This window comes from Microbacterium sp. ZW3a, assembly GCF_057167165.1.
Genome location: NZ_CM169903.1, coordinates 1,384,217 through 1,398,468, shown reverse-complemented (window position 1 = coordinate 1,398,468; position 14,252 = coordinate 1,384,217). Strand labels below are relative to the sequence as shown.

Below are 14,252 nucleotides of genomic sequence, written 5' to 3'. Positions count from 1 at the left end.
GGCTTACGGCCCGTCTGCACCATGGAGGTATCACCGAACAGGGGAGAGATCGCCATGTCACGCCGCACGTGGGTTGCCACCGGGCTCATCGCCCTCGCCGCGCTGGGAGCGGTCGGCGCCACCGCCGCCGTTGCCTCCGCCTTCGAGCCGCGCACCGTCACCGATCGGGAACTGTCCGGGGGGACGCTGACCAGCGACCCCGCGCTCGGCACACCACCGCCCGAGCCGACCCCGACCCCGACGAGTCCGGATGACGGCGGGGGAGCCGGAGCCCCGGTGGAGCAGCCGGCGCCGGCGGAACCCGCTCCCGCCCCGCCGGCGGCGCCTCCCGCTCCGCAGCCGGTCGAGCCCCCGGCGCCGCAGCCCGTCGCGCCCTCCGACGATGATGACGACGACGACTTCGACGACGACGACGATGATGATGACGACGACGGAGACGACTGAGCGGGTCAGTTCGAGCGGAAGATCTCCACGCTGCCGTTGCCCACACGAGAGGCGAGCATCAGCGCGATGACCCCGAGGCCCAGAGTGTGTGCGAGAAAGCCCAGCGCCCCCACGATGATCGCCGCTTCCGCGAAACTCTGTGCCGCGACAGGGCCCGCGGAAACATAGATCAGCTGGGGGATTACCCCCGCCAAGACAGTGGCGATCACCGCCCACATCGGCGCCCACCGCCAGATTCCCGGGACGGTTCCGGCCCGAGCGATCTGCACGGCCGCGATCACTGCCGCGGCGAACGACACGATGGCACTCGTGTAGAACACCGTCGTCAGGAGGCTCTCCGACTCCCGATACGCGTCCAGCCCCGCGGTGAACGCCGCGTTGTCCATGCGCGGGAGGAGCGGCTCAACAAGGCGAATGACCAGCGGCCACAGGGCGACAACGAACAGGGCGATCACCCCGAGCGGACGCCGCGCGACGACGCTCGCCTGCCGCGACAATCCGATCGCGAACAGCAGGACCGACGCGGCGAAGACAATCTCGAGCGCGACAGCGAAATGAGGTCTCCATCCCCACGTGGCGTACTGCAGCATCCCGAGGACCGCGCACAGCGAGAGACCAGCGCCGCCGATCGCCCAGGTCAACCGCACTCGTCGCATGCGCCCCACCCTAACCGGCGAGGAAAACCCCACGCCTCCTCGGGGAGGGCCTCCTCCTCGCAAACTGACATAATGTGCATTATCGGCGTTCCCTCACCGAGCCGTGATTCTCGACACGGAAGCCTCCTCACCCGCGGTCGACCACTGGGACAGAATGCTGTCCCCCCGGCTTACGCGCGTGTTCCGTGCGCAGGCCGCTCGGATGAAGTAGCTTTCCGATACCGAAACATTGGGTTCAGGTCAGGTTTTGCTGCGATGACGCTGCTGGAAATGAAAAGCGTGCGAGGTCGCTTCCGCGTGTTCACGCTCACACAGCTTCCTTTTGTTTCGGGGGTCGCTTTCCTCACCGCGGTCACCGCTCTTGCTCGACCAAGCCTTCTCGGAACGTGGCCCGTTCTCCTCGGAATCGCGCTGAGCGCTGCAGCGACGATCGCGTCGCTGCTGGTCCCCTGGGAGAAGCACGCAGCGTCATCGATGGTCACCATTGCCGTCGTCGACCTCGTCGCCGTCGCCCTCTTGAGAGCAGAGTTGCTGCCCGTCGTGCCGGCAGTGACGATCTTGGCGATCTTTCCGATCTGGTGGTTGGCCTACGGTTTTCCTTGGTGCGGCACTGTCATCGCGGTGCTCGGTGCCGGTTTCATCACCTCATTCCGATTCGCCTACGTCGGCGCATGGCCGGCCACAGCGCTCGAGTGGGCCAATGTGGTGACTCTTCCCACATTCATCATCGGCGTGGCGATGGTCGCCTCGTCCGCAGCGCAGCATTTGCGCCGGAAATCGTGGAAATTGGAGCAGGCCTATCGTGCGCAAGCTCTGGCCCTGGAAGAAGCCCGGAACGCGGAATCCATCGCGCTCGGGATTCTGAACGCGGTCAACGCGGGAGTCGCTTTCTACGACGACATGGGGCGCCTGGACGCCGCGAATACCTACGCGTATGAACTGGCAGAGATGGTCGGATTCCGGCTGGATGAGCCGCCTTATTCTGGCGACGGCGTCCTCGCCGCCGACCGAGCAAGCGCCATCCCCCACGACGAACAGATCATTCCGCGCTCTCTGGCGGGCGAGACCGTCGCCGATCATCTCGAGTGGATCGGGCCGCCCGATTCGCAGGTCGCCATTCTTGCCTCGTCGAATCAGGTGTACCGCGAGGATGGTCGGTTCCTCGGGACGGTTGTCGTCGCGCACGACGTCACCGAGTTGCTGGAAGCGGTCGAGGTGCGGGAACAGTTCCTGCGCACGGTCTCGCATGAACTACGCACGCCCATCACGAGCATCACGGGCTTTCTCGACCTGATCGATGACGCGATTCCCGCCGAGGATACGAGGCTGCGGCGCTACCTCGACGTGGTCACACGGCGCACCAACGATCTGCTCCACCGCGTCAGCGATCTCCTCGCGGCGAATGACACGCCGAAGGCGGTGTATGTCACCGACTTCGACCTCCGGCACGTCATCGACGATGCGGTGCTGCGAGTGGCCAGCCTGGCCGAACGCCGATCGAGTCAGATAGAGATCGCGGGCCCCGACCTCCTTCTCACGCACGGTGACCGCGCGCAGCTGACGAGCGCGATAGCCGAGCTCCTCACCAACGCGATCAAGTTCGGGGCGCCGCACGCCCCGATCACCCTTGCGCTCGAGTCGGGAGGAGGCCGGGTGATGATCTCCGTCACGAACGAAGGCCACGGCATCACGCACGCTGAGCAACGACAGGTGTTCGACCGGTTCTACCGCACGCGCTACGCGAGGTCCCACGAGATCCAGGGGTTCGGCCTGGGCCTCACCGAGGTTCGCGCGATTGCCGTCGCCCACCACGGACGCGTTCGAATCGACAGCGAGCCCGGCACCCGGACCACGATCACCCTCGACCTTCCTGCCACAGATAGGCACAGTCTCGATCCCGGGGCGACCACCCACGACACTCCCCTGCCCGGTCAAACGGCCCCGCAGTCCCCCGCGCTCTGATCCGCGACGTCCGGAGGCCGCCCCGATAGGCTCACTCCAATGGAATCGCGACGTCGCCCCCGCGGCGCGCGGGCCTGCCCGGGAGCCGCACCGTGAGCGGCATCCTCACCGGCTTCGCCGTCGTGGGCCTGGCCGTCGTCGTCGGCTACGTCATTGCCCGCATCGACCTGCTCGGTCCGCACGCCCGCCCGGTGCTGAGCCGCCTGACATTCTTCGTGCTCTCGCCGTTCCTCCTGTTCGTCGTGCTGGCCCGCGCCGACGTGAAGACGCTCTTCTCGGCGCTCCTGCCGGTCTCGATGCTCTCCGCCGCCGTCATCATCCTGGGCTACGCGCTCGTCTCGGCGCTCGTGCTGCGTCGCCGCCCCGCCGAGACCGTCATCGGCGCGCTGGCGGCGGGTCAGGTGAACAGCAACAACATCGGCATCCCGATCTCGCTCTACATGCTGGGCAACGCGGCCTACTCGGCCCCCGTCATCCTCTTTCAGCTGCTGATCCTCATGCCGATCGCCCTGGCGATCCTGGATGCCGCCACCTCGGGGTCGCGCTCCCCTCGCCGCATCCTCGTGCAAACGGCGAAGAACCCGATGCTCATCGGCTCCGCGCTCGGGGTGCTCGTGGCCGTGCTCGACATCGACCTGCCGCCGATCGTGATGGACCCGCTCGCGTTCTTCGCCGCCGCGTGCGTTCCGATTCTGCTGATGTCGTACGGCATGTCGCTCTACGGGCAGCGGGTTCTCACCGACCCGGGTCGGCGCGTCGACGTCGTGATCGCCTCCGTTCTGAAGCTCGTCGTCATGCCCGCGGTGGCCTGGGCGATCGCGGTGGCGTTCGCCCTGCCGTCCGACCAGGTGTTCATCGTCGTGGTGCTGGCGGCGCTGCCGACCGCGCAGAACGTGTTCAACTTCGCTCAGCGATACGACGTGGGCGAGATCCTCGCTCGCGATGTGGTGTTCATCTCCACGGTCGGATGCCTGCCGGTGCTCTTCGGCGTCGCTCTGCTGCTCGGGTGAAAGGAGTCCCCCACCGCTTTCGACTCAGGGTCTAAGGTGGGGATGCACTTCTCAGCGTTCACTCAGGAAAGGCTCGCCATGTCCACCTCTACCTCGTCCAGTACTCCCGCGGTCAAGGCTGTGCGCACCGCCCTGGCCGTTAGCGGGGCGCTGTCCCTCGTCGTCGGTCTCCTCATCCTCCTGTGGCCCGGACGCACCGCCGAGGTCGCCGTCGGGATCATCGCCGTCTACGTCATCATCGCCGGTGTCGTGAACATCGGCATCGGCATCTTCTTCCGCTCCGGCTGGTCCCGCGTCGGCTACATCGTGCTGGGTCTGCTCTTCATCGTCGCCGGCATCTTCTCCTTCGCGAACCTCGCGGCCACGACCGCCTGGTTCGGCGTGTTCATCGGCACCCTCGTCGGCATCCTCTGGATCATCGAGGGCGTCGTCTCGCTCACCACGATGGGCGACACCTCCTCCAAGGCCTGGACGATCTTCTTCGCGATCATCAGCATCCTCGCCGGCATCGTGCTGCTGTTCTCCCCGCTGCTCGGCGCCGTGACCCTCTTCCTCCTGATCGGCATCTCGCTCATCGTTCTGGGTGTGTTCCAGATCGTGCGCGCGATCCAGTTCGGCAAGAACGCCTGACGCACCAACGAGAACGGGCTCCGGATGCCATGGCATCCGGAGCCCGTTGTCATGAGCGCGCGCTCACTCGGCGAGGAACGAGTCCGTGTCTCCCACGAGGCGGGTGTTGTCGGTCGGGACCGGGTCGACGGCGGCACGCGCCACCTCGGCGGCGAACTCCGACACGTTGTAGAGCTTGCCGGCGTCTTCGCGGCGAGCCGCGATCGCGCCCGGGTTCGCCCGCTCGAGCAGCGTCGCGGTGATGGTGCCCTCGATCATGTCGCCCGAGACGACGGTGAATCCGATCCCCCGCTCCTGGAGGGCCGGGATCTTCTCGCGCAGCGCGTCTTCCCCGGCGCGCTTGGACAGGGCGACCGGCTCGTACTCCGGCATCGTCGGGGTGGTGCGGATGAAGTGCGCCTGGTGGCTCGTGACGAACACCACGCGCGAACCGTTGCGCAACAGCGGCAGGGCGGTCTCGAGCACGTTGACCTGCGCGTCGCGGTTGAGCTTCAGCGCGTAGTCCTCCGCCATGCCCGACTCCATGCCGCCGGAGGCGTTGAGCACGAGCACGTCGAGTCCGCCGAAGGTGCGCTCGACCTCGTCGAACATCGCCTGCACCGACGCGGGGTCGGTGAGGTCGGCGCCCACGACGAGCGCCTCGACGCCCAGCTCGCGCAGCTGGGCGGCGAGCTTCTCGGCGCGGGGAGCCTTGTTGCGGAAGTTGATGACGACGTTCGCGCCGGCCTCGGCGAAGTAGCGGACCGTGTCGGCACCGATGCCGCGCGACGAGCCGGTGACGAGGGCGGTCTTGCCGCTCAGGGAGCCGGACGGAAGGGTCTGGGACACGGGAACTCCTGACGATTCGAGATCGGATGCCACTCACCGACGAGGGTGAGGGCGACCTCCCCACCCTACCCAGGCGGGCCACAGCGACCGCGGACGCGCGCGGCTCGGTGCTGCTCAGCGCCGCGACACCGGACCGCCCCGAGCGCGCCCGTTCCGCGTCACGAGCAGGTCCGACCCGCGTGCTACCGTCAGCCCGGAGGCCCCCGTCATGCATTCCCCGTCTCACGCACGTCACCCCTACTTCGTCGGTGATCCGCCGCGTGTGCTGGCCCACCGCGGGCTGGTCACCCCGGATGCCGCGGCCCGCGGCGTCGTCGAGAACTCCTTCGCCGCGGTGGCCGAGGCGCACGCCGCCGGCGTCGTGTACGTCGAGTCCGACTGCCATCTCACCGCCGACGGCGAGGTCGTGCTGTTCCACGACGCCGACCTCACGCGCGTGACCGGTGACCCCCGTGCCCTCGCCGACGTGCGGCTGCACGAACTCGAGGAGCTGATGTCGGAGCGCGGCGGACTCCTCACGCTCACACAGGCGCTCGAGTCCTTCCCCGACGTGCGTTTCAACCTCGACGTCAAGGCGGCGGCCGCCGCGGTGCCCGTCGGCCGTCTCGTCGCCGCGCACGCCGAGCGCGTGCTCGTGACGAGCTTCTCCGACGATCGGCGACGCGAGGCCCTCGCGGCCGCGCAAAGGGCCGGCGCCCGGATGCGCCCCGCCACCTCGCCCGGATCCGCCACCGTGGCGCGGCTCCTCGCCGCCGTCACCGTGGGCCTCGGCTCCGTCGCTCGGCGCCTGCTCACCGACCTCGACGCCCTGCAGATTCCCGAGCAGCAGGGCCCCGTCCGGGTCGTCACCCCCCGCCTCCTCCGCGCAGCCCACGCGGCCGGGGTCGAGGTGCACGTGTGGACCGTGAACGCCCCGGCCGACATGCGCCGACTGCTCGATCTCGGCGTCGACGGCCTCGTCACCGATCGCGCCGACGTCGCCCTCTCGGTCGTGAACGGACGCTGAACAGACGATGTCCTGAGCATCGTCTGTGAATACTGCCGCTCGAGCCTCTTTTCGAATAAAGCGCACAGGTGCGGTCGTTATACATGGGGACCGACGAGAGGACCACACAATGGCAGATCGCAGTCTTCGAGGAATCCGACTCGGCGCACAGAGCCTTCAGAGTGAAGACGGGGTCGTGTTCCACGACCGAGCACAGCACACGTACGCCTGCAGCACCTGCGGGCGCGAAACGGTGCTCACCTTCGCCGCGGACGCCGAGGTGCCGCCGGCCTGGGAATGCCGCACCTGCGGTGCCGAAGCCCTGCTCCGGATCGGTGAGGGCACGGCGACCGTCGACCACAGCGACGACAAAGCTCCGCGTACCCACTGGGACATGCTCCTGGAGCGTCGCACCATCCCCGAGCTCGAAGAGCTCTTGGAGGAGCGCCTGGCCTTCGTGCGCGCCCGCCGCGGCGGCGAGCAGAAGATCAGCGCCTAACGCGACGTCGCGAACTCAGACGCCGGTTCCCTCGGGAGCCGGCGTCTTCTTCGTGTTCCGGGAGCGCACGAGCACCAGCGCCCCAGCGGCGGCGAGAGCGGCGATACTCCCCCACCCGAGCACGATCTTCACCGCGGGACCGATCACGACCGCGGGGGTGAGGCCGGTGCGCAGGGGCACATTGATGAGCATGTGGCCGGCGACGTCGACCGGCAGCTCGTCCATCGTCGCGCCGTCGGGGGCGATGACCTGGCTCGTTCCCACCGTCGAGAGGTTCACCACCGATCGCCCGGTCTCGATCGCCCGCATGCGCGCGAACGCGAGCTGCTGGAGGTTCTCGTCCGTACCGCGGAAGTCGGCGTTGTTCGTCTGGAACATGTAGGCCTCGGCGCCGCCGTTCGCCCCGTCCCACACCACGTCGTCGTAGATCACGTCGAAGCAGATGGCCAGTCCGACCCCCACGCCGTTCAGGTCGAACACGGGGCTCGCCGTCCCCGGTGTGTACTCGCGCCCGATGAGCCCGATGAGGTCGGGGGCGAGCGGCTCCCAGAACTCCCGGTCGGGCACATACTCACCGAATGGCACGGGATGCCGTTTGTCGTAGGTCTGCGCCGGCACGCCGTCGCCCGTCCACAGAAGGGCCGAGTTGAACAGCGACGGTCCGCGCTCGGTGACCGCCGACACGATCAACGGCGCCTCCACACGGCGGGAGAGCTCATCGAGGACCGCCGCCGTCGCGGGGACAGCCGTGGGGTCGGAATCGACACCGCCCTCCGGCCACAGCAGCACGTCCATGCGCTCGCCGAACAGTGGGGCGGATGCCGCGAGCTGCGCGTTGAGAACCGCGTTGCGCGAACGCGGGTCGAAGTACCCCGCGGGGCCATTCCCCTGTGCGGCTCCGACGCGGAGGGAGCCGGCGGCGGCGGTCGGGAACTGGGGCACGACCAGAAGAACGAGCAGCAGGATCGCTACCGGGACGGCCGCAACCACACGGCGAAACCGGACGCGCCGGGCGTACTCGATGACCATGGCGCACAGGAGCACGATCAGGAAGGTCAGACCTGACATCCCCACCCACGAGGCCGCCTCGGCGAACGGACCGTTGACCTGCGAGACGCCGATACGCCCCCACGGGAAGCCGCCGTACGGCCAGGAGCCGACGATCTGCTCGCGGAGCGTCCAGAGCCCCGCCACCAGTGCGGGCAAGAGCAGCAGACGTCCGACGCGGCCGGGGACGATGCGTGGCATCCATCGATAGGCCAGCGCGATTGGCGCCGCGAACACGGCCGTGAGGAGCGCCTCGAGGAGAGACAGGGCGATCCACGGGATCGGCCCCAGGTAGCGGGCGGTGAAAAGCAGATTCACCGAGAAGAAAGCCGCCCCGAACAGGAATCCGACGAGCACGGCCGCCCACACGCGGCGTCCGGCCAGGGCGACGAGCGCCATCGCCACCGCCGGCAGCGCCATCGGCCACCACGACAGCGCGGGGTACGCGGTGACGAGGAGGAGTCCCGCCGCCGTCGACAGCGGTGCGGCGATCGAGAGGGGAACGATCGGTCGCGGCGGGTCGGCGAGGGGCACCCGTCCAGCCTAAGCGGCTCTGCGGTGGGGGCTCACGCCGAGGTGTAGGCGACGATCCCGCGGCGCACCGAGTCCAGCGCCGTGCGGGCGGTCTTGGCGAGCGCGGGCTCGGCGACGAGCGAGATCTGGTCGAGCAGGTCGATCGTCTGCTTTGCCCACCGGACGAAATCGCCCGCGGCCATGTCGGCGAGGGTCAGCACGCTGTCCAGCGGAAGCCCGCGCGCCCACCCGTGCATCGCTGGCGCGAGTCCGGATGCGGGCGATTCCGATCCGGGCAGGCGGTGGTCGCGCTCGAGATCGTCGAGCTCCTGCCACAGGGTCTGCGTGGCGTCCAGGGCTCCCCGGAAGGCTCCGCGCGGAAGACCCCTCTCCCCCGGCCCCGCCTCGTCGCGACGCGGCTCGTAGACGAGACAGCACGCCAGAGCCGCCAGAGAGGGAGCGTCCAGGCCCTTCCACAGCCCCTGGCGGAGCGATTCGGCCACCAGCAGATCGCGATCGCCGTAGATGCGTCGCATGGTGCGCCCGGCCGGCGTGAGGACCGTGGTGCCGTCCGCCTCGATCGCGACATACTCCAGGGCGGCGAGCACATCGACGACCCGGTCGAACACGCGCGCGACCGTACCGGTGCGCTGATCGATCTGCTGACGCGTCTTGTCGGTGGAACGCTTGAGCTTCCAGTAGCGCTCCGCCCACCGGGCGTGCGCCTCGCGGTCGGGACACGACTGACACGGATGCCGCTGCATCCGGCGCCGCAGCGACTGGATCTGCTGCTGGCGCTCATCGCGGAGCCGCCGGGGAGCGGTCGCATCGCGACGGTTGATCTTCTCGAGGTCGGAGAGCTCGCGGCGGATCATGGAGTACTCGCGGAAGTCGCCGCGATCACACGTCATGGCCGTGTCGTAGCCGGCGAGCGACTCCTCGGCCTCTTTCACCTGCCGAGCCAGCCCCACAACCGACCGGTCGGCCTGGAACTGGGCGAACGAGGACTCGAGGATCTCGCGCGCCCGGGCGCGTCCGAACCGATCGATGAGGTTCACGGCCATGTTGTACGTGGGCCGGAAGCTGGAGTTCAGGGGATACGTGCGGCGCGAGGCGAGGGCGGCCACGGACTGCGGCTCCAGTCCCTCGGTCCACTGCACGACCGCGTGCCCCTCGACATCGATCCCGCGACGCCCCGCGCGCCCCGTGAGCTGGGTGTACTCCCCCGAGGTGATCGCGACGCGGGCCTCGCCGTTGAACTTCTCGAGCTTCTCGAGCACGACGGTGCGCGCGGGCATGTTGATGCCGAGGGCGAGCGTTTCGGTGGCGAAGACGACCTTCACGAGCTTGCGGCGGAAGAGCTCTTCGACGACCTCTTTGAAGGCCGGCAGAAGGCCGGCGTGGTGGGCAGCGATGCCGCGTTCGAGATTCTCGCGCCACTCCCAGAAGTGCAGCACCGCGAGGTCTTCGTCTTTGAGGGTGAACGTCAGCTCATCGACGACCCGGCGGATCTCGGCGCGCTCCTCCGGGGTGGTGACGCGGATATCGGCGCGACGCAGCTGCTGCACAGCCGCATCGCACCCGGCGCGGCTGAAGATGAAGAAGATCGCCGGGAGCAGGTGATTGCGGCGCAGCAGATCGACGACCTGCGGGCGGTCGATGCGCTCGATGCGCGGGGCGTGCGCGGCTCGCAGTGGCCGTTGTCCGCCGCGCGGTTGCCGACGCCCTCCCGCGTGACGAGAGGACCGGGACTCCTGCGCACGACGGTTGCTCTCGAATGTCGAGGCATGCCCGCCGCGGATGCGCAGCAGTTCTTGGTTGACCTGGGCCGTGGCCACACCCGCACGATCGTCGAACAGGGGCAACAGATCGCCCCGCACCAGAACGTGCTGCTCCAACGGGACCGGGCGCGTCTCGGACACGATCACCTCGGTATCGCCGCGGACGGTGTCGAGCCAATCGCCGAACTCCTCGGCGTTGGAGACCGTCGCCGAGAGCGAAACCAGCTTCACCGAGCGAGGCAGGTGGATGATGACCTCCTCCCACACCGCCCCACGGAAGCGGTCAGCGAGGTAGTGCACCTCGTCCATCACGACGAACCGCAGCCCGCGCAACGCCGGTGAATCGGCGTAGAGCATGTTGCGCAGCACCTCGGTCGTCATCACGACGATGCGCGCCGAGGCGTTGATGTTCGTGTCGCCGGTGAGCAGCCCCACCTGGTCGTCGCCGTAGACCTCCTGCAGCTCGTGGAACTTCTGGTTCGACAGCGCCTTGATCGGCGTCGTGTAGAACGCTTTGTCGCCCGGTTCGAGCATCGCGAGGTGGATCGCGAATTCTCCGACGATCGTCTTCCCCGCACCCGTCGGCGCGGCGACGAGCACACTTCGCCCGTCTTCGAGCGCTTCGCATCCGGCGATCTGGAAGGCGTCGAGCTCGAACCGCTGCGCCTCCGCGAAATCGGCCGTCAGCGGATGGCGGGAACGGGCGGAGGCTCGCGCAAAACGGTCGGCAGGGCTCAGTCCACTCACGCGGTCGATCCTGGCAGCCCCGTCGCCGCTTCGCGACGAGACTTGCGGTGATCGAACAGCATCGAGAGGCCGGCGGCGGCGAAGAACAGGACGATCAGGATCCCGGCGAGCATGAGCATGCTGACGACGTCGGCGGCGGGAGTCGCCAGGGCAGCGAAGACTGTGGCGATGAGGATCGCCACACGCCATCCCTTCAGGATGGCTTTTCCGCTCATGACTCCCGCGACGTTGAGGGCCACGAGGAACACCGGGAGCACGAATGCCACCCCGATGACGATCATCAGCTTGAAGACGAAGTCGTAGTACTCGGAGGCGTTGTAGAAGTTGACCGCGCCGTCGGGGGTGAAACCCCACATGAGTTCGATCACGTGGGGAACGATGAGCGTGCCGACCCAGCAGCCGAGGAAGAACAGGGGCACGGCGGAGGCGACGAAGCCCACCGTGTAGCGGATCTCTTTCTTCGTGAGCCCGGGCATGATGAACGCCCAGATCTGCCACAACCAGATCGGGGCGGACAGGAAGATGCCGATCGAGAAGGCGATCCGCATGCGCAGATCGAACGCGGACGTCACGTTCGTGAAGTTCAATGCCGAGAAGTCATCGCCGCGTTTCTCGGTGATGTATCTGATCGGTTGGGTGATCCAGTCGATGACCGGATCGGTGATGATGAAGGCGACCACCATACCCACGACAAGACCCGCAGCCGCGAGGATGAGACGCTTGCGCAACTCGACGAGGTGCGCGCCGATCGACATGCGCTTGTCGCGTTGCGGCCCCTCGGGCACCTCGAGCCGCGGCGGTCCTGCCGTCGCCACGTGCTACGCGGACGTGTCGCTGGACTTGCGCGGTTCCGGAGCCGCGGACGACGCCGTTCCTGCTTCCGTCGAACGCGGAAGGTCGCTGGAGGACGAGGCGACCTCGTCGTCGCGCTTCATCTCCTTCATCTCGCTCTTGAAGACGCGAGCGGACTGACCGACGCTCTTCGCGAGCGCGGGAAGCTTCGCCGCGCCGAACAGCAGAAGGATCACAGCGAGGATGATCAGCAGGTGCCATCCATTCAGATTGCCGAGCATGAGGACTCCTCGTTTCTGTCGGGCTGATCTTCAGTGTAACCCTGTGAGCTTGGGGCACGGCGGGCGCAAGCCCTATGTTCACCCTGTGGGCGAAGCCCCCGGTCCGTACTGCGCCAGACCCGCGGCGGCCCACGCCGCCGCGGCTCGTCGCGCTCCAGTCGGCTCGAGCAGTTCGACCTCGCCGCCGCGCCGCGCGGCCAGTCGCTTCAGGCTCTGTTCGTCCGCCAATTGCAACGACGCCACTGCCGTGTCGCCCTCGCCCTCGATCGTGGCGCGCTCGAGATAGTCGGACAGCAGCGGGGCTACCGATCGCGGGAAGCGGAAACGCGCGACCACCTCGTCGGCGGCGGGAGCGAACAGGTCGGGCACGGGATCGGCGCCGTGCTCGGCGACGATGTCGGTGAGCTCCGGATCGCTCACGCGCTCGAGATGGAAGGTGCGGACGGCCCTTCGGGTGTGGCACCACCCCTGCAGATACCACTGCCCGCCCGCGATGTGCACCTTGATGGGGTCGACCGTCCGCATCGTAGGTTCCGCGCCGGGCGCGCGATACGTGAACGAGACCGCCACCCGAGCGCGCAGCGCCCGATCCACCATGTCGCGAACGCCGTCCACGGGGCCGGGCGCGACGACCACCGGGGCCGGCGTCGACGACGCGCCCCGCGCGAGCTTGGCGAGCAGGCCCGAAACCAGGGCGCTGTCTCCCACCCCCGGAAGGGTGCGGGTCAGCTGAAGCCCCGCCAGCAGCGCGGCGGCCTCGCGCGCGGTGAGCCGCGGGGAGCGCTCGAGTCCCACCGTGTTGGTGATGGAGATGACGTCATCGCGGTCGAGGAGGTCCCAGTCGATGTCGAAGAGCTCGTTGGGTAGTTGCCAGTAGCCGCCCTCGCCGGGAAGTCCGATGACGGTCAGACGCTCGACCATCCCCCGCATCTGATCGGGTGTGACGTCGAAGTCGGCGGCCGCCTCGGCAACCGAGACCTCACCCTTACCGACGATGTACGGAACGAGTTGCAGCAGCAGAGCTGCGCGGTCGAGGGCGGGCAGCGACCGGTCAGCACTCACGACGCTCCCCCATGCAGTTCGAGAGTCGCACGTAGGCGGCGGATCACTTCGTCGCGCAGGTCGTCGGGCGCGACGACGCGCACCTCCGGGCCGTACGAGGCGAGTTCGTCGGCGAAGACGTGACGGTCGACGTACGGCACGACAATGCCCTGCGGGGCCGGGTGCGCGCGGCGCGACAACCGCAGGGCCGCCTCCGTGCCGGGATGCACCTCCAGCAGCGCCTGTTGTCCGCGCGCGACAGCCTCGAGTCCCTCGAGCGCGCGCTCACCCGCACCCACCCGCAACGCCTCGTCGAAGCGCTCGCGCGCCAGCGTCACATCGCCCACGATCCGCGACAGCAGGAAGGTGCGGTCGGCATCCATCGTCAGGTCGAAAGCGAAGACGTGCCACCGGGCCTCGTACTCCACGAGGGCGAGCGGACGGATGCGACGCTCTCGCGCGCGAGCATCCCCCGGACGCAGGTAGGGAAAAGTCACCACGCGACACTGCTCGATCGCTCGCTGGAGCGCGGGGAAGGCGGCATCCCGTGCCCGGATGCGAGGCGCGTACCCGATGATCGGCTCATCGACCGCGATGCCGAGCGCGCGGATCTTTCGCAGCCCGCTGCGGGCGTCCACCGAGAGCGATTCGCTCCCCCAGACACTCCCCGCGATGTTGAGCAGCGCGACTTCGGCAGGGCTGAACGAGATGTCGTCCGGGAGGGCGTACTCGGCGGTGGGCACCCGGTAGCGCGCTTCACGCAGGTCGTCGGGGTCGGCCCGATCGCCGATCGTCTCGATGGGCACGCCGAGACCGCGCAGATTCTCTTTGTCGCGCTCGAACATCTTCTCGAGCGCGTCCTTGGACGCTCCCGCCTCGTACTGTTCGCGGTAGCCGGCCACCGACGACAGGATCGTGTCTTTCGTCAGCCCTTGCTCGGTCGCCATGAGGGCGACGACGAGGTTGACCAGACGCTCCTCGGGAGCAGGTCGTGAGGCGGTGGCGGGCACCCGCCCATCCTAGGCGCGGGGCCGGA

The 14,252-nt window shown here is 68.3% G+C and carries 14 protein-coding genes; 6 read left to right on the top strand and 8 right to left on the bottom strand.

Going from position 1 to position 14,252, the window contains the following annotated elements; genetic code table 11:
* Window positions 1–54: 54 nt before the first annotated feature.
* A complete protein-coding gene (locus ACU6WY_RS06565) occupies window positions 55–444 on the top strand; it encodes a hypothetical protein (RefSeq protein ID WP_483821645.1) in 390 nt (129 codons plus the stop codon).
* 5 nt (window positions 445–449) lie between these two features.
* On the opposite strand, the gene ACU6WY_RS06560 is transcribed toward ACU6WY_RS06565, so the two are convergent.
* A complete protein-coding gene (locus ACU6WY_RS06560) occupies window positions 450–1,100 on the bottom strand; it encodes a hypothetical protein (RefSeq protein ID WP_483821644.1) in 651 nt (216 codons plus the stop codon).
* A gap of 255 nt (window positions 1,101–1,355) precedes the next feature.
* Here ACU6WY_RS06560 and ACU6WY_RS06555 point away from each other — a divergent pair, with 255 nt between their 5' ends.
* The 3 genes from ACU6WY_RS06555 (at window position 1,356) to ACU6WY_RS06545 (ending at window position 4,702) form a co-directional block, all read left to right on the top strand.
* Window positions 1,356–3,062, top strand: coding sequence for a sensor histidine kinase (locus tag ACU6WY_RS06555; protein WP_483821643.1), 1,707 nt, complete (start codon window positions 1,356–1,358; stop codon window positions 3,060–3,062).
* Window positions 3,063–3,154: 92 nt separating this feature from the next.
* Window positions 3,155–4,072 carry an AEC family transporter gene (locus ACU6WY_RS06550; RefSeq protein ID WP_483821642.1) on the top strand — a complete coding sequence of 306 codons (918 nt, stop codon included), beginning with the start codon at window positions 3,155–3,157 and terminating at the stop codon, window positions 4,070–4,072.
* 78 nt (window positions 4,073–4,150) lie between these two features.
* Window positions 4,151–4,702: an HdeD family acid-resistance protein gene (locus ACU6WY_RS06545; RefSeq protein ID WP_483821641.1), complete on the top strand. Its 552-nt coding sequence runs from the start codon at window positions 4,151–4,153 to the stop codon at window positions 4,700–4,702.
* A gap of 63 nt (window positions 4,703–4,765) precedes the next feature.
* Here the strand turns inward: ACU6WY_RS06545 and ACU6WY_RS06540 are convergent, their stop codons facing one another.
* On the bottom strand, window positions 4,766–5,530 hold the full coding sequence (locus tag ACU6WY_RS06540; RefSeq protein ID WP_483821640.1) for an SDR family oxidoreductase: 765 nt from the start codon (window positions 5,528–5,530) through the stop codon (window positions 4,766–4,768).
* A gap of 208 nt (window positions 5,531–5,738) precedes the next feature.
* Between ACU6WY_RS06540 and ACU6WY_RS06535 the strand changes: the two genes are divergently transcribed.
* Both ACU6WY_RS06535 and ACU6WY_RS06530 read left to right on the top strand, forming a co-directional pair.
* A complete protein-coding gene (locus ACU6WY_RS06535; RefSeq protein ID WP_483821639.1) occupies window positions 5,739–6,536 on the top strand; it encodes a glycerophosphodiester phosphodiesterase family protein in 798 nt (265 codons plus the stop codon).
* Between the two features lie 109 nt (window positions 6,537–6,645).
* A complete protein-coding gene (locus ACU6WY_RS06530) occupies window positions 6,646–7,014 on the top strand; it encodes an RNA polymerase-binding protein RbpA (protein WP_483821638.1) in 369 nt (122 codons plus the stop codon).
* A gap of 15 nt (window positions 7,015–7,029) precedes the next feature.
* Here ACU6WY_RS06530 and lnt read toward each other — a convergent pair whose 3' ends face one another.
* The 6 genes from lnt to ACU6WY_RS06500 all read right to left on the bottom strand — a co-directional run bounded on the left by lnt (window position 7,030) and on the right by ACU6WY_RS06500 (window position 14,226).
* Window positions 7,030–8,595, bottom strand: coding sequence for an apolipoprotein N-acyltransferase (gene lnt / locus ACU6WY_RS06525; RefSeq protein WP_483821637.1), 1,566 nt, complete (start codon window positions 8,593–8,595; stop codon window positions 7,030–7,032).
* A gap of 32 nt (window positions 8,596–8,627) precedes the next feature.
* A complete protein-coding gene (locus ACU6WY_RS06520; RefSeq protein WP_483821636.1) occupies window positions 8,628–11,102 on the bottom strand; it encodes a DEAD/DEAH box helicase in 2,475 nt (824 codons plus the stop codon).
* Window positions 11,099–11,857: a twin-arginine translocase subunit TatC gene (gene tatC / locus ACU6WY_RS06515; protein WP_483821865.1), complete on the bottom strand. Its 759-nt coding sequence runs from the start codon at window positions 11,855–11,857 to the stop codon at window positions 11,099–11,101. Before tatC ends, ACU6WY_RS06520 begins: the two co-directional genes overlap by 4 nt.
* 63 nt (window positions 11,858–11,920) lie before the next feature.
* Entirely contained in the window at window positions 11,921–12,175 is a 255-nt protein-coding gene (gene tatA, locus ACU6WY_RS06510) for a Sec-independent protein translocase subunit TatA (RefSeq protein ID WP_483821635.1), read from the bottom strand.
* Between the two features lie 78 nt (window positions 12,176–12,253).
* Window positions 12,254–13,237: a helix-turn-helix transcriptional regulator gene (locus ACU6WY_RS06505; protein WP_483821634.1), complete on the bottom strand. Its 984-nt coding sequence runs from the start codon at window positions 13,235–13,237 to the stop codon at window positions 12,254–12,256.
* Window positions 13,234–14,226 (bottom strand): helix-turn-helix transcriptional regulator, encoded by a 993-nt coding sequence (locus ACU6WY_RS06500; RefSeq protein WP_483821633.1) that lies wholly within the window; start codon window positions 14,224–14,226, stop codon window positions 13,234–13,236. Before ACU6WY_RS06500 ends, ACU6WY_RS06505 begins: the two co-directional genes overlap by 4 nt.
* Between the last annotated feature and the right edge of the window lie 26 nt (window positions 14,227–14,252).